Raw genomic sequence first — 22,148 nt, forward strand, 5'->3', positions numbered from 1 at the left:
ATGATCGGGTTTCCAGGCAAAAAGATAGGGTATTATTGGGAAACAAAAAAATTGCCGGCAATGGAGAGGGGGCCTGTAAACGAAAAGCCTGTGCCAGGGCACAGGCTTTTCGTTTACAGGATGAACATGTTTATCGGCCGTTATCCTGTTTTTTTTCTACTGCCTCCATCCGTTTTCTTAAGTCTTCATTTTCCTTTTTCATCTCAATCAGATACAGCGTTAACTCCTCTACCTTCTGCAGTAATTTCTTATTCATCTCGCCAACATCCTGCCCATTTTGTTCTACTTCCTGTTGGGAAGGGATTTCGGGTAAATGCCGGTGTTGTTTGACAAAACGCTCTACTTCGAGCAATCCAGGCAGTTTATATTCCGGGTGAAATACAAAGTCGGCCCACCCGGTTTGGGTTACTTTGACCCTTTGGGCGAAAATGTCGCCTTTTACGGCCAGTTTGGCCTGAGGTACCGAAGTGCCTATGCCTACATTGCCATCGCCTCTTACATACAGCAGTGGTTTGCCTCCTCCTTCTGCGCTGGAGCCGTCGGTTTTGGCATTATTCAGTACCGCGAAGGCATAGTGGGCGGCGGTAGCGTTGAGCGTGCCTATGGCCGTTCCGTAGTTTTCTCCCCACAGATACGCGGCGGCTTTGTTGGTATTACCTGGAGAGATTACATGTAACGTATAACCAGGAACTGTCCCAGCCCCTATGTTTCCGGGAACGGAGAGATTGCCCTGCGTGTCCTGGAAAGGAAGCTGATAGAATTTGTTATTGTCGAAATCGCACTTCAACCCATAGCTGCCGGTGGTAGCTAAAAATCCCGCCGGCATAGTCGTCGTCTGTGCGAAAGGCGCTGCCACGAGGGGGGAAGCATGGAACTGGGCGATGGTACGGTAGGCGATCAGTCCCCATTTATAGTTGGATTTAAGCCACAACGCATCATTATATACATAGAAGGTAGCTGCAGCCGGGTTTCCGGAAACACATCGGATTTCAAGGCCGTCAAACCTGCCTGGTGTTCCATCGTACTTATCTACCCTGATCTGGTAGGTGCCCTGCTGGTCGTAAAAGTTGGCGTCTCCGCTGATAGCCAGTTCAATCACGGTTGCATAACGTGAGGCGCTGCCATTTACCTGTACCAGTTTATAGTAGTATGGGTCGTTAGGACTGGCGGCTGCCTGCGTGGGGCCTATTCCCACCCAGCCGGTGTCAACAGGTGCTGCCGCTATAGCATGGGCATAAGGAATTGTGGTCAATAAACAAAAGACGAGTACATGACACAAACGAAAAATTGATTTCATAGATAAAATTGTTAAAAAAAGGTCAATGGAGAACGATGCATTGTTTCCGTACAGCGGTATCCTGTTCGCCTCAGGGCAATCAGTTGTCTCTATTTGCCTGATTCCAGCCTGGTGTTACAGGACGCGGTATAGGAGTTACGTCGATGACATGATAAAATAATTATAGGTACAAACAATTTGCTACAAACATAAAGGTACGCTAAAAATAATATTTCCTTATATACAGTTACAGCAATTTTTAACTATTGATACGGGATGTTTAACGCGGTTACATTTTTTATCTCACCTAATACAAATGAGCTCTGCATCTTGACAATCCCCTGGACTTTTGTCAATTTTTCAAACGCAAACTGATTATAGTGGTCAAGGTCTTTAAGAACAACTTTTATCAGGAAGTCATACATCCCGCCGGTAGAGTAGCACTCCACGATTTCTTCGATATTCCTGATTTCTTCCTGGAAGCGTTTGATATGCTCATCATCATGTACCGCCAGGGATATATTGCAAAAGACGACTAATGGTAATCCCACTTTCTTGTTGTCTACCAAAGCCACATATCTTTTAATGATCCCTTCGTTTTCGAGACGTTTTATACGCTCATAAAGCGGCGTTTTGGATATATGTAGCAAGTCTGAGAGTTCTTTCACGTTCAGCTTGGCATTATCCTGTAATGCACTTAATATACCAACATCTGTTTTGTCCAGTTTCGCCATAGTCTTTTTTCCTGTTCCTGATGTCTTAATGCAGTTTCGATAGGAATTTTGGTTTGAAAACAGGGGCAATTTAGGAATAATTCCTAATATTCAAATATCAGGCAGTGCTGAAGAGTCGTTATTTATAAATTTGCCGGAATGTAAATTAAATATAATGGACAGCACCAACACAACTATCGAATCGAAAAAATGTGTATTGATAATAGACAGTACACAACCGACAGGCATCATTGCCAATACATCCAGCGTCTTGTCAATCACATTAGGCCAACAGCTGGGAAATATTATAGGCCAGGACGTGTATGACAAGCAGGGAGAAAAACACCTGGGCATCACACAAATGCCCATTCCCATACTGGGCGCCTCGCCGGAAAAAATAAAAGAGATCCGCAGGCACTTCCTCTCTCTCCTTATCGAGGACATCGTCATCGTAGACTTTTCCGATATTGCCCAAAAATCCAGGACGTACGATCACTATGAAAACATCATGCGCACAACAACCGAAAACGACATCCGCTACATCGGCATCGCTGTGTATGGCGACAAAAAGGTGATAAATAAAGCTACCGGGAACCTGAGTTTGATCAGGTAGACAAACAACAAAGCATGAGCTTAAGCCACCAGGGGTTATTACTGGGATGATGATGCCTTTTGTTATCTGGATATACGACAAGGGGCATTCAGTGTAAGAATATTCAAAAGGAACTTGGCTAAGCGTTTAACTAGAGAATCAAACCCTCACGCGGTGTGTGAGGGTTGATGGTCCCGCTGGGACTATATCAAAGGCTTAATTGTCGCTATCTTCCAAGGATTTTTAAGCTAGTGTATCCGATTTTGTATCCTTCTGGATTAGCTTATTTTGTAGAGGTTTGAAAGAACTTGTAAACAGTACAAATATACGAAAGCCCTTGCTAAATAAGCATAAACGGGCATAAAATATATTATCTGTTTATACGGTAAGGTATACACGCTTTTGACTTGACTTTGAATTACAGCAGACACCTGGTAACCGGCTCCGGGTGTTCTATAACCGGAAGTATACCTTCCAACGATTACCGCTTAACAAAATCCGCTATGCGTTCATTTTCCTTTAAGTCTTCTCGTAAATAATAAAATACCGTATCAGTATTGAAAGAAATCTTTTCTGCTACAACTATTACGTCGTTTTTATAATCCTCCGCTTTGAACATAAACAGGGTATACCCCTGTTCTATCTCAAATTGAAAGTTTAGTTCCGCATCATTATCCGGCAATACAAAAACCGGCTGACTCGTATCTGAATGCCATTCGAAAAAAAATCCGTGGAAAAAGAAAACATTCTCAAATATGATTTCCAACTTATGATAATAACACAAATCGATGCTTCCGGCTATCGTCAAATTACGTCCATCATATTTGTAGACATGAAAATCAAACCATAACCCATTTCGTATAATGGCATCAATTTCTTTAACTTTTTCCCTAATGTCAGTGGTTGTCATTATTTCGTTTTTCTCTCTGAATAACATCTATTCGGCTTCCCGTCAAGATACTAGAAATTTAGTAACAACAGCCTCCTCCAGACCAGTAAACCGGCAAAACTCAAATATAGTTATCATGTCTCCTCTTTTCTTCCCACGGGCCAGCCTTATCTGTTGCAGGATCTTCCGGGCAGTACGTTCACTTCTACCGGTAATATTCATCACATCTTTTGCATAAATCACTATGCGGGTAGGTACTATTTTCTGCGAAAATGGCATAATCGGAATGGAAATTTTTCTGGGTTAAAATGCCGGCTTAGGTTTGGGGTGGTTACCGCAAAAGTACTGCATCCTGCGCAGATGTGAGCCTAACGGGCTTGGCTATGTAAACAGCCCTTTCTATCATTCAATTGTTTCTATATGGCAAGACAAAGTGGAATTATTCCCCTGAAAGGAACAATCGGCAATATCACCTTTTACAAAACGAAAGCCGGACACTTGGCACGTGAGAAAGGCGGCGTGGATGCCAGCCGGATCGCTACAGATCCTGCGTTTGTCCGTACCCGTGAGAATGGTGCGGAGTTCGGCCGTGCCGGCAAAGCCGGTAAGCTGTTACGTACAGCCTTCCGGGCGCTGCTCCTGAACATCGGGGATAGTTATATGTCATCCCGCCTGACCCGCGAAATGGTGAAGGTGATCCAGGCAGATGAAACCAATGTACGCGGCCAGCGCAACGTCATCGACGGGGAGGCGGAGCTGCTCAAAGGTTTTGAGTTCAACAGTAATGCCCGGTTGGGCGGTACGTTGTACGCCCCGTTCACCACGGCCATTGATCGCGCTGCCGGTACCCTGATTGTCGATATCCCGTCGTTCGTCCCCATCAACATGGTAGCTGCTCCTACAGGTGCTACCCATTTCAAAGTTTTGGCAGCTGGTGCAGAAATCGACTTCGAGGCGGAAACGTTCATCAACGGCGGTGCTGCCAGTGCTGAATTGCCCATCGATGCAACCGCGACTGCTGTCATGGCTTTGACCGTAAATGTGACGGACAACACCACTAAGCCGCTGTTCCTGGCGTTGGGTGTGGAGTTCTACCAGCAAGTTAACGGGGCCTTGTATAGCCTTAAAAATGGCGCTTTTAATGCGCTGGCACTGGTGGACATCTCCGGTATCCCGGCAGCACCAAATCCATAATAACCGGCCTGTAAGGGCCGGCATTTCATCAACTCTAAATTGTGTATATGAAACTTGCACAACGACTCACTGCATCAACACCGCCTTTTTTCAGTAAGGTGCGCAATATAGGTTTGATCCTGACAGCGATTAGTGGCGCCCTGATGGGTATTCCCGCTATCCCTGCTATCATCGTGAAAATTGCCGGTTACATCGCTGTTGCCGGTACTGTCATGAGTGGGGTCAGCCAAGCAGCAGTGGCAAAGGAAGGCGGTTAGACCGCTGATAAATAGTTTCCCGGCTATAAGGTGTGGTTACCTTTGGGATTTGTTTGGTGTAAAGGCTTTCGCGCGAGCGGGAGCCTTTATCTTTTGCCCTGTAATTTCTCTTTAGCTTCAAACGCTTCAATTACAGCCATAACGTATTCTCGATTGATAGGGGAAAGTTGTTTGATCTTCTCTGCTAGCGCGTCTTCGCGGTTAATATCTCTTATCAAAAAATCCAACGAACTGTCTAGAACTTCCGCAATTCTCGCGGCTATTTCAATTGATGGTTTCGATTCATCACGTTCATACTTTCCGATAATATCTCTCGATGTGCCAGTCGCGTCCGCCAGCTCGGTCTGTGTTAACTTCTTTTGCTTTCTTGCTATGGTAACTTTTTCACCAAAAGTCATAATGGATGATTTTCGCGCTAAACTACTGATTTAAAATTTAATATGAAGTAGGAGCCGTAGCAGAAACACAAAGAGATGGGAAAGTAGATTATTATCTACTTTTTATGACAATAAAATGACCTAAAAAGTTATAAAACACTACATTGTAAGTCTATAATTATCTACATTTTAATTATATTTGTAGAAAATAATCAACATCATGAAAAACCAGCTAAAAGAACGAAAAGCCAAACTTCATTATAAAAGTTCGGAACGGCTCTGCCACTGGATAAAAGTACCATGGTTAAACGTATCCGGCTTATGGCTGCAAAGAGCCGGCTTTGACATCGGAGATAGTATCTCTATCGCAATTGAAAACCGAAAACTGATAATTACGATAACCCATAAAGCGCCTCCTGAAAAACCTTTTTGGCAAAAATAGGCCAACTCCACCTGAGCACCAGGTGACTGAGGGCGGACCGTATCATGAACCGCCGCCCGCAGAACACCCGGCAATTAACCGTTAACCCAAAACCATATTTAATGAAACACCGCAAAGCGCCGGCATAGTCTGGCATTGAAAACTGTATTCTTACAATAGTTATCCTCAATAGAATACAGACCGGGAATGCAACATTGTTTTTAACCTCTCCAACCATATTTATGATTCACGTTTATACTGACACCTCAGTAATAGGAGGCTGTTTCGATAAGGAATTCAAAGAACATAGTAACGCGCTGCTTAATGAGTTCAAACTGGGTATAAAAAAGCTGGTTTTATCTGACATAGTAATGATAGAGTTAGCCCCTGCTAAGGATGAGGTAAAGGCCAAAATAGCGGAAATCCCGAACCGTTATAAGGTTGAGATTAAAGGCCATCCCAAAGCGATTAAACTGGCGGAAACCTATATTGCAGAAGGCGCTTTAAGTAATAAATGTTACAATGATGCGCTGCATATCGCACTGGCTACACTGCACGGGGCTGATATATTAGCCAGCTGGAACTTTAAACATATTGTAAACCTTGATCGGATTAAACTGTATAATTCCATAAATTTGCGCATGGGGTACCGTTTAATAGAAATCAGGACCCCGCGTGAAATCTTAAAGCCAAATGACCATGAAAAAAAGTAAAAAGTATGACGCAGTGGCTGAAGTAAGAAAAATCAGGGAGGAGTTAAGCCTGAAATACTGGGGCCATCCTGATTTATTGTTGAAAGACCTGAAAGAAGCCAGGGAAAAATTTCACCTGGAACAAAAAGCCCTAAAAAGGCGCTAACCCTCTCCTCCTTCCTTTTCCCAAATTCACAACAGCAATAGTAAAGGCTTGCCGGTACGGCATATCAACAATATCTTGTTGTGCCGGTAGGCTTCTGTTTTCATCATGACTCACCTGTTTAACCAGGTGGCCGAGATGTTGTGTGCCACGGAGGCCGGGGCCGATTCGCCAGAGGGACCGCTGCAGTTCGGAGGTTGCCAGGCAATGAAAGGACCATTATTTCAAAGGAAGTAAACAGATAGGCCCGGGGTGATCCCGGGCCTATCTGTTTACGGCATTAGTTTTATGCTGTTTACGGTTGCAAAGTACACCGTGACGACCTGCCTGCAGGTTAACTCCGGAAATTCCTGGGCAACTGCTTCCTGCTCTCGTGTGGTAAGCAAGCGGCTGGAGCCATTGGCGCAGTTGTAAATAGCCCAGTAGGTAACAAACTTTTTGATGTAATACATAAAACGTAGGTTTTAACGGGTTGGTTAAAAGGTTGGTGTTCAAACGCCCCCGGGGGCAGCTTTTAAAAGAAAAAAGGAAAAAAAAGAAAGCAGTCTTCGCACCCAGCGCAGGTGGATCTAACAAAAGGAAACGGAATAAATGCGTGGGTGATGTCGTCCGATGGCTTGATGTCGCTGGTGCAGGATAAGAGGTTGAGAATATATTCTAGAGCTTTATGCCGTAGTCTTTTGTTAGATCCACCTGGTGCTGGGTATTTTTGCTTTCTTCTTTTTCTCTTTTTTCATTTAAATGCTGTCCCATTATGATCTCCGCTTTATTCTATCCGTTTATATCTCCCAACTGCTGATCAGGGTACAAATGTTGGGTAGCTATAATCTCCGGCTAAATAGTATTACTGTCGCCCCGCCCCCGCCGCCCTTCCACCCCCGGCCGCTGCGGTGGTAGCCAGAGCGCAGGCCCCGAAGCGCAGCGGAGGGGCCAAGCGAGGGCGAGCCGCAGCAGGCCGCGCCTTCGACCTATGTCTGGCCGGGAGCGCCAGCGGACGGCAAAATCAAAAATGAAAGGCCGGGGGTGGCGGGCGGGGGGCGGACAAAATGGGCAGCGAAGGGATGGCGGGCATAAAGACCACCTATTGTAAAAACAGCCCTTAGCCAGACCGGGAGCTGCCCGAACGAAGGCGGAGGGAGCGCGAAAAGGGTGACAGGACGGAGCGCAGTCCCTGCCTTACTCAGCATGGATTTCGGCAAAGTGTAGTTAACTGGTTCTAAAAAAACATCGTTTTACCGACCTTTGTTGGCAACTATACAATTCTTGTACAATACCTCGTGACATAAATTTCCTCCAGCAATGAAAGTAATCGCCTTGCGGTAATTTGGATGCCTGTTAGCCTGTTGGGATAAAAGTTCAGCTACAAATTTTAAAAATCATTTAATTGGGTATCTCTTAATCTTAATTGTTTCTAACCGTGGGAAATCACGAAATACCCGTATTGTTAACGGGAAAGAGTTCCAGAAACTCTTTCCCGTTAACAGCAATATATACCTTTAGTTCATACTCATCAGCATTCCCTCCAACGATTAGTAAAATTGGTTCAGGGCAATGATATTTCACATTCTTTGAAATAGCAAACATTTGAGAGATGTCCGTGCCACTAGCTATGGCACTAGCAAAAGGGTGCAAATGCCACTCACCTAAATAGTAATGCTGTTTGTTCCAATGGATATTTAGCAGACGCTGTAAACCCTGTACTCCACGATTAAACCAAGTATAACCCCGTTTTGAATCTCGTGGTGCTTTTGTTGCCGATTCTATTAGGGCATACTCATAACGGCCACTATAGCGACCAATCAGTATACCACCGGTTTCATATCTACCGGAAATCGCAACCTGGGTGAGTATTTGAGAAAGGACCTTACTCCCTAACTCAACCTGGAAGCGATCGTCAGCAGTTTTAAATCTCTTATATTCCATCCGAATCGGTTCTATTAATATTAATGCCAACCATATTCCCCATTTCATCAAACAAGCGTTCGGCTACAATCAGACGCATACCTGTATCTTCTGAGGTGAATATCTCTATATCTTTTACGATTGAGGTTAGCAGTGTCAAAATTTCATCATATCTGGCAGGGAAAACAGGATGCCAACAACCTATTCCTTCACGAGGCAATGTTAAGGAGGCAGCCTGCTCTTTATCTTTGGTAAGCCACGATCTATGCTTAGCGAAAAAGCTGGTAGCGAAATCGTCAAGAGTATTCACTTTTCCACCAAAGCAGTAAAGACGTTTAGCTTCTAGTCCTACAGACAATGATATGAAGCGCTTATTAATCAAATCAACAGTATTTGATAATAAATGTATTACCTGATCATCTCCGGTTGTATCAATTATCACATCTGCACCAGACAATAAGGAAGATTCATACTGCAAAACATCCTGTAACGTCTTTCCGCGATACTCCGCGGTTACATGAGGAGAAATATTATTAAGTCGCTCAGCTAGTCGGCATGCCTTACCGTGCCTTACATCTGCCATCGACAGAACATGCCGGCATAAGTTACCAATGTCTAAAATATCTCGGTCAACTATTGTAATTTTATCAGCGCCCAACCTTATTAGCAGTTCCGATAATGTAGACCCAATTGCACCAGCACCAATCATAACTATATTGGATTCTGCGAGCGATTTTGACAACTTCCCTCTAGTTGAAATTTGATCCTTATGCCAATTTTGAGTAAGGCACCATTTTAGTGGGCTGCCCACATGGAAAAGACTTTTCAGTTGATGATCATTGATGTAATTTCGATTCCGATATCCTTTTGCAGATGGCAACTCAGGCATTTTCAATGCCATCCAGTACAGGGAGTGATCTTCTCCGCCATAATTGGCGGCAACAGGAAATCCTAATAGAATAAATGTAGGATAATTAGACTTACATTTCTGTAGTTGTTCTGTCAACAACTGGATTAATGGTATCCTCTGCTGTGAGGCAATTTCGATAAGTTCTCCCCATGTTCGTGGCAGCTGATATGGATAGGTAATTGGGAGATCTTGTAATCGCACCCATATTGCAGTCACAGGCAAACTTCTTTTATCGGTAATACCTTTCCCCCATTGATAGTTCAACTCGGCTTGTTCTTTTCCAAAACGTTCAATGACATAATACTCGTTTTCTATAGGTTTCAACTCTGCCATGCCAGATATTTGAGTTATTTGCTTCCACTTTGACAGAGTGTCAGTCCCTTCATTAAAAACAATAACTTCGTTCCGCCGCGTAGGAGGTAAACAAGGTAACTCGAATGGGTCTCCCGTCTGTACTAATTTGTCCGCGGCGGCTGCTTTTAACCAATCAACAGTGCGTTGAATATGCCAGGCCAGTTTATCCTCATCATCGGTCGGTTCATCTGTCAACTCTTTACGTCCCCATTTATTCATGCTTGTATTAACGCACACTACACCTTGACGCCAAGGAACGTCCTTATTTTCGGCATTAAAGGTTTGATGCGGGAATGTTACACTAATGCCATTATTCATGGCAGGACAAATGATAATATCGCCACTTGGATAGCTGGCACTCACGAGTGCATACCAATCCTGTGTGGAAGCAATATGCGGATGATCAATATCGGAAATATTCAGTCTAAAATGCAGCGACCAACGCTGCATTTTAGACTGCCACTCAAAGTCTGTAAGCATTTCATATTCTGCTATATCAAGCAATCTCCTGCGAGCCACTCGTAATACAGATGGTATATCTTTACTCATCCGAAACGGCCACCTCCTATGGCAGTAGGTGCTGTCCGGGGAGTAAATCCACCACTAGATGAACCACTGGCACCACTTTTACTATCACTGCCTTGAGGAGGATCTGGAAATTTATCTCCAAAAATAGATTTCCAAAGTTTTACTTTCTCCTCAATAGTATCTGCATCATATGCCTGACGAGCAATAGCTGCATAGTCTTTAATATGATCGTAGAATTTAATAAAATCATCCTTACTAATACGTTTCCATACATTGTGGTTTGGGACACCCCTGTCCGGCAATACTGGTACACTCGAAAGAGCTCTATCGAAGCGGTAATTGTTGACGATATTCTCAAATACCCTAACCACACCTTCGGCAACTGAAGCAATGTTACTTGGGCAGCAATCTCCGACCATATGTTCCAGTGGGTAACCCTTTGGATGTTTAATATCAGTTAATTTCTCCAGCCGAAACCATTTTATTGCTTTAACAACATTAACATAATGCCCACCTGTCGCCGCATTTTTTTCATTGGTCCAGCGAATTTGCTCCAGAGGATGGGTTTCAACCCATTGAGCTGCATCCCGATCGGGAATCCAAAGCGGAGCAGTTTTCCACTCAGGTGTATCTTTTGCAGTTTTATTCAGCTCTCCAATAGCACGTCCAAACTGATCTACTGCAGGATCAAAATAATTTTTGACTAAGCGCCAAGGATAACGGGTAGTATAATCCTCGAGCATCAGTTCAGACTGAACGCTTCTCGACTGATACACTTCTTTTGCCTCTACCTCGGAGGGGGCAGATGTAATTACAATGTCCAGATCTACATACGAAAGCTCTATACCAATCGATCTACCCTGTATGCGATATTTGCCTTTATAGTACTTTTCCATGAAAGGTATAAACAAGTCAATAACCTCTTCTGGCGTAACATTATCCTTATCTATGTTTGTAACAACAATTACATCCACGTCCGCCCGCTTTTCTCCTAATGGCCTTATCGCTGTAGCTCTGCGATAGCTTCCCTGTAAAAAAGTAGCAATGATGTATTTGGATAATTCGGGGTCACCTTGTAATCGGTCACGTAAGGTCTTATGGCCCTTTTTCAGATCATTTTTCTGGGTTTGTGTTAATCTGATTTCCGCCAGGAAATCATCGAAGTAAGAATTTATATTCATGATTAGTGTTTTAAAATTGGTAAAGAGATTGTTTGATGATAACTACCGTCACGTGTCTGTTCAAAATCATATTCGAATAGTACAATTTTCCCCAAAGGACCAGCCAGTTGACCAAAGAAGAATGCAAATGCTACGGGAGCACTCATGTATAATCGAACAGTAGCACCAGATCCCAATGATTGCTTTTCTCTCCTTATTCTTGCAATTAATTCCTGTACGGCAGTATAAATATGGTTACCACTTTTGAATACCGTTCCTGACGGAGCAGGGTTAATTAACGCCGATAATATGGTACCAGGTCGTGACTGTTGCATTTGTTCAAATTGCAGTACATCATGGAGAATATCGTGTGTAACACTAACGCATACCGTCAAATCATTTCCACCGCTTTCAGGAAAATGTGTACTAAAGTCCCAATTATTACTAGGCTGCTGAGGGAGGGTATCCAAATCCACAGACCATAGCAATTTCTTATTAGCTGTTTTTTGTACAACCGATGCTACAACTCCGGATTTCGAGTTTAAAACATACCCCATACCGAAAGCCAGTGAAAGGTGGGTATCCAGATGCAATTTGACCGGCTTCCGTGCATCGATAGCTTTCTGTGCTAACATCTGTATTTCATCATATATTTCTGGCCAGGATACTTTCTCGCCAGGAAACCTTCCAACAAACTTGTCTAACAGACATAGCATATCGTGTACTTCAAGATGTAGCTCCTGCGCTCCTTTGTAAAAACTACGAACACCAATTACATGTACATCTTCAGTAATAACTTCACTTAATACAATACCCTCTTCCTCACAAATCCTTTGAAGCTCATCTCTGGTAAACTCTTTCCGACCTCCAGCATGCAATCGTTGAATCAGTTCTACAAGTCCACCTAAACTCCTTTGATCAGGTGTTAAGGGCTGCAGTTTAGCTAATTCGAGCCTCTCTGAAAGCATATCTAAAAACAGATCTATGTCGGGGTAGGAATGGCGTATGCGTAGTGGAGTAAGTACTTTCCTCAGCTCGTCATCTGTTTCAATTTGTAAATGTTCTCTCCATGCCCGCCTTATCTTACCAAACTTCGATGAATCACTTTTCCCATCAAAGAGGATTTCCATTCTTAAGGCACCACCACTGCCAATCAGCACCCCCAGCGGATCTTTGGTATCCACTCCCCAGGTATTGATGATAATAAATCGCGAGTTTGTGACGATTTGATCGTCCTGCTTATAAATATCATAAAGACGACTTAGAATAGTTGCCTTCGTGGTACCGATAAAATCAGGGTCAATGAGAGCAGCACATGTAAACGCTTTTGCCTGACTGACATGATGTTTAATTTGAAAATGATCTTTTGTGATAAGAAGATCATCGCACCTTCTTCCCGGCGCCACATATTGCGTTACCACATCATCATAGCCAGCCGTAGTATTTGATTCCCAGGTGACTTTTTCGACATACTGATTGGGGCGAAGTAACTTTGTTGCCTCACTCCAGAAGAACAGGGCCTGATAGTGATCACCCTGCAATCTTGCAATTACATTTTCAGCCATAATGTTTGTAAAAAATAAGTGTTAATCGCATCCTCCTGTAAACAGGTCTGATGCACTACGTTAATAAATGCCTCTAAATAAGAGTGTGTGAGATTCAAACAAATAAATCTGGCATTTTCAGGGAATCATTTTTTTGGGGTTTCTAATCATTGCTATGAAGTAGAAAGTAAAATTGTGTTTTTGAAAGAACGTAACAAAAACAACAATAACAATCTTAACCATTCAATGATGGCAAGCCGTTGGGGTCTTTAAATAAGCTGGGGCTGTATCTTGTTTTTAAGATAATTTATTATTACCTTTGCAAAAGAATACAGAACCCCCTCTTAAGAAGTGCCTTAATAGGAAGCTAAAAAGCCCAGTGTTTTTAAAATTAAATGTTCTGCTATTTAAAACTCTTAAAACCGCTTACATCCGTCGACCAAAACTGATTGTAAGTGGTTTTTTTATTTAAAAAGGCAGATCATCATCCCCATCTCCAAATATAATTGTTCCATAATCTTCTTGTTTTTTGTCTTCAAATCCCTTTTTATTCTCGAAACCATCATTCAGGATGTAGTATGCGTTCTCACCGCTATCATTCTGGACTCTACCAAACTCTTCATCAGTCTTAACGCTTAGAGTTGATGATACACTGGCTACGACCCTTTTCCTATCACTGATAAACTCTGGTTCATATTCTGATAATGAATCAACTATTTGCTTAGTCGAAAGCGGAGCGTCTGCCTGCCTAAGCGCAAACATAATTTTACGCACCCATGGCCATTTCTCCGAATATACCTCATCTCCTTTTATCAAAGGTATTTCAGCATTGGTACTACGACTCGATTGTCTCAACTGCATAATAATAGCACTGATCTCCTTCAGCTGCTCCTCCAGATTATTGACTTCTATACGAATCTGCCTTTGCTTTTCAACATAGAAATCAATCAGATCCTTCACATATGCTTCCTTTATTTCTATATTAACTGCCATCGATATTACTTTAATACTGCAAATATACATCCGCTCGCTTCACCAACCAAATTTATTCTTTCGTTTCTCTTTATTCTATCGATTCTTTCTTGATCGTCTAGACGACACCTAAATTGTCAAAAAAGCATAAAATTTTGTTAAATTAGTATTTTTAAACAGGTAAAATTTGGAATTCTAAAAAAATATAAACGAAATACTCTAAATACACCGTTTTATAATACCGATTCGCTGAATTTCATATTTTAAATAATAATTATTGATATAGCACTAAAAAACAGCGATATACTATTGAGCATTTAAATAGCCTTTTAAGAAATTATTGATTAGCTATATATCAAAGCAGACGTGCCTTTCAGCCTGTCTGCCTTGATAAAGTTAGACTCAAGCCACAGCCTTGCTCAGCATAGATTCCGGCAATTTGAGGTTAAACCGGTTCTTCAATACCAGCATGTCTTCACTCACTTTGCTGGCTACAATCTTCGCATATATCTGCGTGGTGCGTATGGATTTATGCCCTAACATGGCGCTCACGGTTTCCAGAGGTACACCGTTGGCCAGCGTTACCGTGGTGGCAAAGGTATGCCGCGCAGTATGGGTGGTAAGATTCTTTTCTATGCCGCAGAGGTCCGCAATTTCTTTGAGGTATCCGTTAAAACGCTGATTACTTTTGATGGGTAACAGTACATTGTTAGCAACACAATGCGGATGTTCGCGGTACTTCCGCAGGATCTCTTTAGCCAACGGCAACAGAGGAACGTTTTCACGGCACCAGGTCTTTTCCCTGTTTTTCACAATCCAATCTTCGCCATCGAAGTATTTAGTGATACTGTCAGGAGTAAGCAGCTGCGCATCTTTATAGGCGTAGCCGGTAAGTGTCATAAATACGTAGGCGTCTTTGGCTTCCTGTAGGCGGGGAATGGAGAATTCTTTATGATATAGTTTGCTGAGTTCTGCCACGGTAAGTATATCCCGCTCCGGGTTGATATAGGAACATACATAATCCTGCAAGGGGTTACACTGCAACCATTTCCGCTGGACCGCCAGTTTTAACAGCTGCTTGGTGTTCTTCAGGTATTTCATAGCGGTGTTATCCTGGATACCTTCTGTAAGGGTGAGATAATCGAAGAAATCTTCCGCGAAAGAAAACTCAATGCTATCGAGCGGAATATCTTTCATTTTCAGGACACCGGAAAGAAAGGCTGTGATCTTATCCTTTGTAGTGAGCCATTTTTTATAGGTGCTGTTTTCGCGCTTTCCCTTATCCACCTTCTCTTTGAACTTCCCGTTATGAAAATCTACGACCTGCAGCAGTGTTTGTTTTTCCTGATGAACACCCAGGTAAGCGTTTTTTATCATAGTAGGAGTAACAGTTGATCCCTGCTTCTTCAGCAGGTTGTAGTGCCGGAGTAGCTCACCTCTGACGTGTTGCAGCTGGTTGTTTATCTCAATGGCCTCTGCTGACTTTCCCATAAAGATGCCGGCTTCTTTGTTGAATTTCGCGGGGTCAACTTTATAGCCCAGTGAAAAACCATCCCGGGGAAAGCCCGTAACTGTTATACGGACGCAGATGGTTGCTTTGCCATCAGGGTTCATGTTACTGTACCGGAGATGAAAGAGGATTGATAAATCTTGACTTACTTTCATAGTCAAATAAGTTTTAGGTTACCGATTTTTGGTTTTGTTTGGTTTGTTTTGTTTCGGTTTGCAAGTCCTAAAACCTTTTACTGGTAAGCATCTCCCAGAAAAAAGGATACAGTAAACTTAGTTTTTTTACTGTATCCTTTTTTGTATCCTCTCAGATTCGTTTGATATGATTTATCTTTTCATCTCAAAAACAGAAAAGCCGCTTAAATCCTACGATTCAAGCGGCTTTAATTTCCTTTGATATTCTTGTAGTGATCCCGCTGGGACTCGAACCCAGGGCCCATACATTAAAAGTGTATTGCTCTACCAACTGAGCTACGGAATCGTTTTCAATTGATTGGAGCGCGAAGGTATGTAATTATTTCATACTTCCAAAAAAATATTTTTACGGAACGATCAATCTATCCCCGAAGCTATCGCCGATAGTGGCTTTCAGCTTTTCTTTGGTCAGGTAGCAGTGGTTGATAGCTTCCATGTGTACTGCTGTCACGCGGGTATTGGCGGGATGTTGCAGTACCTGCAGCACGTCTTCTGCTGTCATGGTGATGGGATCGCCGGTGAGGAATTGGGCGGCGCCGGCGTTGACGATGGTGTCGGTGGGTTGGTACTGGTCCATTGCGGCTTTGACTTCATCGCACCAGATGGTGTCGCCGGCGATGTAGAGGCGGTCGGCACCTTCTTCCAGCACGAAGCCGGATACGGGCGCCATCAGTTTCCCGATGTCGCCGGTGCCGTGTTGTCCACCGGTGCGGGATATACGAATACCTTCCCAGGTGGTGGAGGTGTCTACAGGGACCAGGTTATGGAAGCCTTGTGCGGTGAGCTTTTCCGTGTCTTCCGGCTGACAGAACAGCGGCAGGTGTTTGGGTACCAGTTGTTGCGCGGCTACATCCCAGTGATCGCGGTGCAGGTGGGTTACGATGACCGCATCGATGGTGTCCAGCAGTGCTGCCAGTTCGGTATGACTGAGCGGCAGGTCGATGAGCGGATTGCGGCGGGTATTGGCAGCGTTGGGTACTGTATCGAGCGCGTCTTTGTGGCTGAGCATCGGGTCAACCAGTATTTTATGGGTACCCCATGCTACCACTACGGTAGCGTGGCGGAGAAAATGAATATGCATGACAGCGAAAGATTTGTAACAAATATAGCGCAAAAAATAGTCCGTGCCTGCTAAGCACGGACCGGTTGTCATATAACGCTAATGAATAAACGTTTACGTCTTCCGCAGTTTTACCGACTGCACAAAGTGGTGATGTCCTTTTTCGAGGATCAGGCTGGCGCGGTAGCGGGTAGGAGCGATGTTCTGCTCCAGGTTGGGTTTGTTGATGTCGTCCCATATCTGCGTGGCCAGCTCCACGGTGGCGGTATCCGACAGGTGGGCGTAGCGGTGGAAGAAAGACTCGGGGTTCTGAAAGGCGGTGGCCCGTAAAGACTCAAACCGGGAGATGTACCACTTACGGATATCTTTTTCTGCGGCATCTACATAAATGGAGAAATCGAAGAAATCAGATACGAAGATGGCCGGGTCTTTCTGTTGCTGGCGTGGTCTTACCTGCAGCACGTTCACGCCTTCCACGATTACGATGTCGGGTTGTTCTATCCACTGTAGCTGACCGGGGAGCACATCGTATTCCAGGTGGGAGTAGAGGGGTGCTGCCACACGTTCTTTACCGGATTTCACATCGGCCAGGAAATGGATCAGCCTTTTGATATCATAACTTTCAGGGAAACCTTTGCGGTTCATGATATTATTGGCTTCCAGCGTTTTGTTGGGGTACAGGAACCCGTCGGTAGTGACGAGGTCCACCCGCGGATGATCGGGCCATGCCTGCAACAGCCGTTGCAATACGCGGGCGGTGGTGCTTTTGCCCACGGCCACGCTGCCGGCGATGCCGATGATATAAGGCACTTTCAGCACCTGGCTGCCAAGGAAGCTGCTGGTGGCTTTATGCAGCGCCTGTGATGATTTTACGTATAAGTTGAGCAGATGGGCCAGCGGCAGGTATATCTGGGTGATTTCTTCCTGCGTAAGCGGTTCGTTCATACCGTGGAGCTGTTCCAGGTCATAGTAGTCCTGCAGCTGGAGCAGCGCGTCACCGCTTGTCTCTGCCCATTCCTCACGGGAGAAAGTGATATAGGGAGTATATCGTTCTCGTTTAAGGGACGTGGTCATTTTACAGATTTATTTATTTGCATATTTCGGTATTTAGCCATTTGATTAAGGACAAAGGGTTGTTTAGGTAAGGAAAGACTCCCTGATCACGTCATAAATAACCCGATAACCAAATATTTAAATGATCCAATGTTATTGTTGTATATAAACAGTCTTGATATTCAAAAATTCGTGTGTGCCTTCCAGTGACAGCTCCCGGCCATAGCCCGATTGTTTTACGCCGCCGAAAGGCAGGCGTGCGTCTGAGCGTACCATGGCATTGATAAACACGTTACCGCTTTCTATCCGTGAAGACAGGCGGGCGGCTTTGTCCAGGTCGCTGGTCCAGAGCGCGGCGCCAAGGCCGAAATCGGTCTTGTTGGCCAGCGCGATGGCTTCATCTTCGTCGGCAGCTTCAATAATCACCGCCAGCGGCCCGAAGGTCTCTTCCCGGAAAGCGGTCATATTGCTGGTGACACCTGTCAGCAGCGTGGGGGCAAAGTTACATCCTTCATAGGTGCCGCCCAATTCCAGTTTGGCGCCCTGGCGGATGGTGTCCTGCAGCTGCTTGCCCAGTTCCTCCGCCAGGTCCGGACGGGCCATCGGCCCCATAGTGGTGCTCTCCAGCATAGGGTCGCCCTGCTGGAGGTGCTCCAGCAGACGGCGTACTTCCGCGGTAAACGCCGGCACGATCTCTTTTTCCACGATCCAGCGTTTGGCAGCGATGCAGGACTGGCCGGCATTCTGCATCCGTCCCTGTACGGCGGTCCGCGCAGCAGCTTCCAGGTCGGCATCTTTCAGCACGATGAACGGATCGCTGCCCCCCAGCTCCAGCACCGTTTTCTTCAGGTATTTACCTGCCAGCGCGGCCACGCTTTTGCCGGCAGGCGTGCTGCCGGTCAGCGTAACGCCCTGTACCCGCGGATCGGCCACTATAGGCTCCAGGTCTTTGGAAGACACGAGCAGCGACTGGAACGTGCCCCCGGGAAACCCGGATTCCATAAACACTTTTTCGATGGCCAGCGCACAGCCGCTCACGTTGCTGGCATGTTTCAGTAACCCGGTGTTGCCGGCCAGTATATTGGGAATGGCAAAACGGAAAACCTGCCAGTAGGGGAAGTTCCAGGGCATGATCGCCAGGATGATGCCCTTCGGCTCATAACTGACGTAACTTTTATAGGCGTCTGACTGTATAGGCCGCGGCTGTAATATAGCAGCAATGTTTTCGGCGAAGTACGCTGCGGTGGAGGCACATTTCAGCACTTCTGCACGGGCTTCCCTCAGCGTTTTACCCATCTCCTGCGTAATCAGCGTAGCATGGGTTTCCACGTTCTCTTTCAGTGAACGGGCCACCTGCATCATCCATTCCCGGCGCTGTTCCAGCGGTACCTGCAACAACGTACGGTAGGCCTTTTCTCCTGTCTGTAGCTTCTGTTCAATTTCCGCTTTGGTATGCGGTGTGTATTCAGCAATGGTCTTCTGTGTAAACGGATTGATACTTGTAAACATAGCTGTAACCTTTTTGCCCGTAAGCAGTGAAATAATCACAAATTTAGCCATTTCATATTAAACAGACTTTCAGGCAGGGATGAACGGAGAACTGTATCTTTGCAACTTCAAAAGACAGGTTTTATGGCATTAAGCAAATGGAATATCATGATTATGGCCCTGTGTACAGGCCTGATCGTCGCTAATATTTATTACAGTCAGCCCCTGCTGGTACTGATGAGCCAGGAGTTCGGCGTATCTGAAGCCAATGCAGGGCAGGTCACTTTCCTTACACAGGTAGGCTATGCGCTGGGGCTCCTCTTCTGCGTACCACTGGGTGACAAGCTCGAGCGTAAAGGACAGATCATCGCCATGACTGCCACTGCGGTGGCAGCCCTCGCAGCGGCAGGCTTCTCCCAAAACATCCTGATGTTGAAAATCACCGGCCTGCTGATCGGTTTCACATCGGTGGTACCACAACTCATCCTCCCGCTGGCGGCGCACCTGACAGATGCGTCCAACCGCGGAAAAGTGATCGGTACCATTATGAGCGGACTGCTGGTGGGTATCCTTCTGTCCCGCACACTGAGCGGGGTGGTAGGGCACCACTGGGGCTGGCGCGCTATGTTCTTCATCGCAGCAGGTATCAGCGCAATGCTGGTGGTCATCATGATCTTCTCTTTTCCGCAAAGCAAACCGCAGTTCGCCGGTAGTTACGGCGATCTGATGAAATCCCTGTTCACACTGGCAAAAGAGCAGCCGATGCTGCGCGAAGCATCCGCTATCAACGCCTGCTGTTTTGCGATGTTCGGCATGTTCTGGACCACCGTCGTGTTCCTGTTGTCTGAACAACCCTTCGGGTATACGAGCGAACAGATAGGCCTCATGGGCCTCGCTGCCGCTGCCGGCGCACTGGGCGCACCGCTGATCGGACGTATTGCGGATAAAAAGAACCCCCGCATCGCCATCGGATATGGTATCATCTTCCTGCTGGCGGGCTATGCAATGTTTTATGTCTTCCAGGCAAACATCATCGGGATCATCATTGGTATCATCGCGATAGACCTGGGCTTACAGGGTATCCACGTATCCAATCAGACACGCATATACGCACTGGTGCCGGAAGCGCGGAACCGGTTGAACACGGTGTTTATGACGACCAGCTTCATCGGTACTTCCCTCGGCTCGGGGATAGGGCTGTGGGTATGGTCTATCGGTAAATGGAACGGCGTATGTATTGCAGGCACGCTGTTAATACTCGCAGCGCTGGCGATCTACCTGGCTACCTATAAAAAGAAATAAACTCCCTGTAACAGGAAGTAATACAACTAAAAAGCCCGAAGCAGTTCGCTCCGGGCTTTTTAGTTGTATTATATCGCTGTGGATAATCTTGTTAACTATTCAACGCGCGTGATTTTCAGCATGTTGGTCGGCAGGTGCAGTTTCACCGGTGTGCTGCCGGTGTTCACGGCCACGTCGCCCACTTTGATGAAACCTCTTTCTTTCAGGATGTTGATCTGATCGAATACGATATCATCGAGGCTTTCCTCTTCTTCATAGTAGAAGGCGCGTACTCCCCAGCTGAGGCTTAGCTGGTTCACCAGCGTTCTTTCTTTGGTGAATACATACAGCGGAGAGCGCGGACGGTAGCTGCTCAGCATAAAGCCGGTATAACCGCTTTGGGTCATGCCGATGAGGGCGTCTGCATCCAGGTCTTCCGCTATTTTACAAGCGTTGTAGCAGAGGGCGTCGCTGAGGAAAGTAGGAGAGTGGCGGTGAGGGATCAGGTTACGGTTGTAAATGATCGCTTCTTTTTCCACTTCCATGATGATTTTGTTCATGGTCTGGATCACCAGTTCCGGGAACTGACCGGTAGCGGTTTCACCGCTGAGCATCACGGCGTCGGAGCCTTCCAGAACGGCGTTGGCCACGTCGGTGATTTCGGAACGGTTCGGGCGGGTGCGGTCTATCATGCTTTCCATCATCTGCGTAGCCACGATCACAGGCTTCGCACGGTGGATACATTTACGGATAATATCTTTCTGGATCATCGGGATCTGCTCTACCGGCAGTTCCACGCCGAGGTCGCCACGGGCAATCATCACGCCGTCACTTTCCCAGATGATTTCTTTCAGGTTCTGGATCGCTTCCGGTTTTTCGATCTTGGAGATCACTTTGATCTTGGAGTTCCTTGCTTCCAGGCGCTTGCGCAGGTCAGCCAGGTCTTTTACGCTGCGTACGAATGACAGGGCCACCCAGTCCAGTTCCTGGTCAATAATGAATTCCAGGTCCACGATGTCCTTTTCTGTCAGCGCAGGCAGTGACACCTTGGTGTCAGGCAGGTTAAAACCTTTTTTGGAAGACAGTACACCGGGCAGGCTTACTTCTGCTTTGATTTCTCCGGTAGCAGGCAGCAGCTCTTTTACGATGGTTTCAATTTTACCGTCGTCCAGCAGGATTTTCTGGCCAATGCGAAGATCTTTATACAGGTCGGGATAAGAAACATAGATTTTCTCCATGTTGCCCACCACTTTTTCGTTCACAAAGGTGAGGATATCGCCTTTCTTCAGCGGCAGGGCGTTATTTTCAATTTCACCTACGCGGAGTTTCGGTCCCTGGAGGTCTCCGAGCATGGCTACGTTGTAAGGTTCGGTTTTGTTGATCTGGCGGATGTATTCGATGATCCGCAGTTTATCTTCATGCGAGCCGTGGGAGAAATTGAGGCGGAATACGTTCACGCCCGCTTTCACCAGTGCCAGCAGCTGTTCATAGGTATCACAGGCCGGGCCAACAGTGGCCACGATTTTCGTTTTGCGGGAAGAGTGTGCTCTGCCGGCAGCGTTGTCCATCTGCTTGTGATAGTATTTCGATAGATCCTTTGTACTCATAAGTCTTATTT

General features: G+C 45.6%; 22 protein-coding genes and 1 tRNA gene. 7 read left to right on the top strand and 16 right to left on the bottom strand.

Annotated elements, in window-relative coordinates; all coding sequences use genetic code 11:
* Positions 1 to 130 precede the first annotated feature (130 nt).
* Entirely contained in the window at positions 131 to 1,297 is a 1,167-nt protein-coding gene (locus HF324_RS08595) for a hypothetical protein (RefSeq protein ID WP_168862305.1), read from the bottom strand.
* A gap of 242 nt (positions 1,298 to 1,539) precedes the next feature.
* A complete protein-coding gene (locus HF324_RS08600) occupies positions 1,540 to 2,010 on the bottom strand; it encodes an Lrp/AsnC family transcriptional regulator (RefSeq protein WP_168862306.1) in 471 nt (156 codons plus the stop codon).
* Between the two features lie 154 nt (positions 2,011 to 2,164).
* Between HF324_RS08600 and HF324_RS08605 the strand changes: the two genes are divergently transcribed.
* A complete protein-coding gene (locus HF324_RS08605; RefSeq protein ID WP_168862307.1) occupies positions 2,165 to 2,602 on the top strand; it encodes a DUF2000 domain-containing protein in 438 nt (145 codons plus the stop codon).
* Between the two features lie 460 nt (positions 2,603 to 3,062).
* Here the strand turns inward: HF324_RS08605 and HF324_RS08610 are convergent, their stop codons facing one another.
* Positions 3,063 to 3,491, bottom strand: coding sequence for a hypothetical protein (locus HF324_RS08610; RefSeq protein ID WP_168862308.1), 429 nt, complete (start codon positions 3,489 to 3,491; stop codon positions 3,063 to 3,065).
* 399 nt (positions 3,492 to 3,890) lie between these two features.
* On the opposite strand from HF324_RS08610, the gene HF324_RS08615 reads away from it, so the two are divergent.
* On the top strand, positions 3,891 to 4,664 hold the full coding sequence (locus HF324_RS08615; protein ID WP_168862309.1) for a hypothetical protein: 774 nt from the start codon (positions 3,891 to 3,893) through the stop codon (positions 4,662 to 4,664).
* A gap of 47 nt (positions 4,665 to 4,711) precedes the next feature.
* Positions 4,712 to 4,921, top strand: a complete 210-nt coding sequence (locus tag HF324_RS08620; protein ID WP_168862310.1) for a hypothetical protein — start codon at positions 4,712 to 4,714, stop codon at positions 4,919 to 4,921.
* Between the two features lie 86 nt (positions 4,922 to 5,007).
* On the opposite strand, the gene HF324_RS08625 is transcribed toward HF324_RS08620, so the two are convergent.
* Positions 5,008 to 5,319, bottom strand: coding sequence for a helix-turn-helix domain-containing protein (locus HF324_RS08625; protein ID WP_145670805.1), 312 nt, complete (start codon positions 5,317 to 5,319; stop codon positions 5,008 to 5,010).
* Between the two features lie 199 nt (positions 5,320 to 5,518).
* Here HF324_RS08625 and HF324_RS08630 point away from each other — a divergent pair, with 199 nt between their 5' ends.
* From HF324_RS08630 to HF324_RS08640, 3 genes are all read left to right on the top strand, one after another.
* Positions 5,519 to 5,740, top strand: coding sequence for a SymE family type I addiction module toxin (locus tag HF324_RS08630; protein WP_168862311.1), 222 nt, complete (start codon positions 5,519 to 5,521; stop codon positions 5,738 to 5,740).
* 221 nt (positions 5,741 to 5,961) lie between these two features.
* Entirely contained in the window at positions 5,962 to 6,432 is a 471-nt protein-coding gene (locus HF324_RS08635) for a PIN domain-containing protein (protein ID WP_168862312.1), read from the top strand.
* Positions 6,419 to 6,577, top strand: coding sequence for a hypothetical protein (locus HF324_RS08640; RefSeq protein ID WP_168764094.1), 159 nt, complete (start codon positions 6,419 to 6,421; stop codon positions 6,575 to 6,577). The genes HF324_RS08635 and HF324_RS08640 overlap by 14 nt, the downstream gene beginning before the upstream one ends.
* A 269-nt stretch (positions 6,578 to 6,846) precedes the next feature.
* Here HF324_RS08640 and HF324_RS08645 read toward each other — a convergent pair whose 3' ends face one another.
* The 11 genes from HF324_RS08645 to HF324_RS08695 all read right to left on the bottom strand — a co-directional run bounded on the left by HF324_RS08645 (position 6,847) and on the right by HF324_RS08695 (position 19,270).
* Entirely contained in the window at positions 6,847 to 7,026 is a 180-nt protein-coding gene (locus tag HF324_RS08645) for a hypothetical protein (protein WP_168862313.1), read from the bottom strand.
* Positions 7,027 to 7,999: 973 nt separating this feature from the next.
* A complete protein-coding gene (locus tag HF324_RS08650; protein WP_168862314.1) occupies positions 8,000 to 8,497 on the bottom strand; it encodes a M67 family metallopeptidase in 498 nt (165 codons plus the stop codon).
* Positions 8,487 to 10,289, bottom strand: a complete 1,803-nt coding sequence (locus HF324_RS08655) for a HesA/MoeB/ThiF family protein (RefSeq protein WP_168862315.1) — start codon at positions 10,287 to 10,289, stop codon at positions 8,487 to 8,489. The genes HF324_RS08650 and HF324_RS08655 overlap by 11 nt, the downstream gene beginning before the upstream one ends.
* The gene (locus HF324_RS08660; RefSeq protein ID WP_168862316.1) at positions 10,286 to 11,449 is read right to left on the bottom strand and encodes an SMODS domain-containing nucleotidyltransferase; all 1,164 of its coding nucleotides are present in this window, start codon (positions 11,447 to 11,449) and stop codon (positions 10,286 to 10,288) included. The genes HF324_RS08655 and HF324_RS08660 overlap by 4 nt, the downstream gene beginning before the upstream one ends.
* 2 nt (positions 11,450 to 11,451) lie before the next feature.
* Positions 11,452 to 12,993 carry an SAVED domain-containing protein gene (locus tag HF324_RS08665; RefSeq protein WP_168862317.1) on the bottom strand — a complete coding sequence of 514 codons (1,542 nt, stop codon included), beginning with the start codon at positions 12,991 to 12,993 and terminating at the stop codon, positions 11,452 to 11,454.
* Positions 12,994 to 13,440: 447 nt separating this feature from the next.
* Positions 13,441 to 13,965, bottom strand: coding sequence for a hypothetical protein (locus tag HF324_RS08670; RefSeq protein WP_168862318.1), 525 nt, complete (start codon positions 13,963 to 13,965; stop codon positions 13,441 to 13,443).
* A gap of 381 nt (positions 13,966 to 14,346) precedes the next feature.
* Positions 14,347 to 15,609 (bottom strand): site-specific integrase, encoded by a 1,263-nt coding sequence (locus tag HF324_RS08675; protein ID WP_168862319.1) that lies wholly within the window; start codon positions 15,607 to 15,609, stop codon positions 14,347 to 14,349.
* Between the two features lie 252 nt (positions 15,610 to 15,861).
* A tRNA-Lys gene (locus HF324_RS08680) sits at positions 15,862 to 15,934 on the bottom strand.
* 60 nt (positions 15,935 to 15,994) lie between these two features.
* A complete protein-coding gene (locus HF324_RS08685) occupies positions 15,995 to 16,729 on the bottom strand; it encodes an MBL fold metallo-hydrolase (protein WP_168862320.1) in 735 nt (244 codons plus the stop codon).
* A 93-nt stretch (positions 16,730 to 16,822) separates the two neighbouring features.
* The gene (gene coaA / locus HF324_RS08690; RefSeq protein ID WP_168811480.1) at positions 16,823 to 17,782 is read right to left on the bottom strand and encodes a type I pantothenate kinase; all 960 of its coding nucleotides are present in this window, start codon (positions 17,780 to 17,782) and stop codon (positions 16,823 to 16,825) included.
* Between the two features lie 132 nt (positions 17,783 to 17,914).
* Positions 17,915 to 19,270: an NAD-dependent succinate-semialdehyde dehydrogenase gene (locus HF324_RS08695; protein WP_168862321.1), complete on the bottom strand. Its 1,356-nt coding sequence runs from the start codon at positions 19,268 to 19,270 to the stop codon at positions 17,915 to 17,917.
* 123 nt (positions 19,271 to 19,393) lie between these two features.
* Here HF324_RS08695 and HF324_RS08700 point away from each other — a divergent pair, with 123 nt between their 5' ends.
* The gene (locus tag HF324_RS08700; protein ID WP_168811483.1) at positions 19,394 to 20,551 is read left to right on the top strand and encodes an MFS transporter; all 1,158 of its coding nucleotides are present in this window, start codon (positions 19,394 to 19,396) and stop codon (positions 20,549 to 20,551) included.
* 95 nt (positions 20,552 to 20,646) lie between these two features.
* On the opposite strand, the gene pyk is transcribed toward HF324_RS08700, so the two are convergent.
* Entirely contained in the window at positions 20,647 to 22,137 is a 1,491-nt protein-coding gene (gene pyk, locus HF324_RS08705; protein WP_168811485.1) for a pyruvate kinase, read from the bottom strand.
* Between the last annotated feature and the right edge of the window lie 11 nt (positions 22,138 to 22,148).

Origin of the sequence: Chitinophaga oryzae (genome assembly GCF_012516375.2) — a bacterium.
GTDB lineage: Bacteria > Bacteroidota > Bacteroidia > Chitinophagales > Chitinophagaceae > Chitinophaga > Chitinophaga oryzae.

Bases quoted from the DNA above. Each gene is read 5' to 3' on its own strand.
- HF324_RS08595 (WP_168862305.1), bottom strand. From the start codon at position 1,297: ATGAAATCAATTTTTCGTTTGTGTCATGTACTCGTCTTTTGTTTATTG.
- HF324_RS08600 (WP_168862306.1), bottom strand. From the start codon at position 2,010: ATGGCGAAACTGGACAAAACAGATGTTGGTATATTAAGTGCATTACAG.
- HF324_RS08605 (WP_168862307.1), top strand. From the start codon at position 2,165: ATGGACAGCACCAACACAACTATCGAATCGAAAAAATGTGTATTGATA.
- HF324_RS08610 (WP_168862308.1), bottom strand. From the start codon at position 3,491: ATGACAACCACTGACATTAGGGAAAAAGTTAAAGAAATTGATGCCATT.
- HF324_RS08615 (WP_168862309.1), top strand. From the start codon at position 3,891: ATGGCAAGACAAAGTGGAATTATTCCCCTGAAAGGAACAATCGGCAAT.
- HF324_RS08620 (WP_168862310.1), top strand. From the start codon at position 4,712: ATGAAACTTGCACAACGACTCACTGCATCAACACCGCCTTTTTTCAGT.
- HF324_RS08625 (WP_145670805.1), bottom strand. From the start codon at position 5,319: ATGACTTTTGGTGAAAAAGTTACCATAGCAAGAAAGCAAAAGAAGTTA.
- HF324_RS08630 (WP_168862311.1), top strand. From the start codon at position 5,519: ATGAAAAACCAGCTAAAAGAACGAAAAGCCAAACTTCATTATAAAAGT.
- HF324_RS08635 (WP_168862312.1), top strand. From the start codon at position 5,962: ATGATTCACGTTTATACTGACACCTCAGTAATAGGAGGCTGTTTCGAT.
- HF324_RS08640 (WP_168764094.1), top strand. From the start codon at position 6,419: ATGAAAAAAAGTAAAAAGTATGACGCAGTGGCTGAAGTAAGAAAAATC.
- HF324_RS08645 (WP_168862313.1), bottom strand. From the start codon at position 7,026: ATGTATTACATCAAAAAGTTTGTTACCTACTGGGCTATTTACAACTGC.
- HF324_RS08650 (WP_168862314.1), bottom strand. From the start codon at position 8,497: ATGGAATATAAGAGATTTAAAACTGCTGACGATCGCTTCCAGGTTGAG.
- HF324_RS08655 (WP_168862315.1), bottom strand. From the start codon at position 10,289: ATGAGTAAAGATATACCATCTGTATTACGAGTGGCTCGCAGGAGATTG.
- HF324_RS08660 (WP_168862316.1), bottom strand. From the start codon at position 11,449: ATGAATATAAATTCTTACTTCGATGATTTCCTGGCGGAAATCAGATTA.
- HF324_RS08665 (WP_168862317.1), bottom strand. From the start codon at position 12,993: ATGGCTGAAAATGTAATTGCAAGATTGCAGGGTGATCACTATCAGGCC.
- HF324_RS08670 (WP_168862318.1), bottom strand. From the start codon at position 13,965: ATGGCAGTTAATATAGAAATAAAGGAAGCATATGTGAAGGATCTGATT.
- HF324_RS08675 (WP_168862319.1), bottom strand. From the start codon at position 15,609: ATGAAAGTAAGTCAAGATTTATCAATCCTCTTTCATCTCCGGTACAGT.
- HF324_RS08685 (WP_168862320.1), bottom strand. From the start codon at position 16,729: ATGCATATTCATTTTCTCCGCCACGCTACCGTAGTGGTAGCATGGGGT.
- coaA (WP_168811480.1), bottom strand. From the start codon at position 17,782: ATGACCACGTCCCTTAAACGAGAACGATATACTCCCTATATCACTTTC.
- HF324_RS08695 (WP_168862321.1), bottom strand. From the start codon at position 19,270: ATGTTTACAAGTATCAATCCGTTTACACAGAAGACCATTGCTGAATAC.
- HF324_RS08700 (WP_168811483.1), top strand. From the start codon at position 19,394: ATGGCATTAAGCAAATGGAATATCATGATTATGGCCCTGTGTACAGGC.
- pyk (WP_168811485.1), bottom strand. From the start codon at position 22,137: ATGAGTACAAAGGATCTATCGAAATACTATCACAAGCAGATGGACAAC.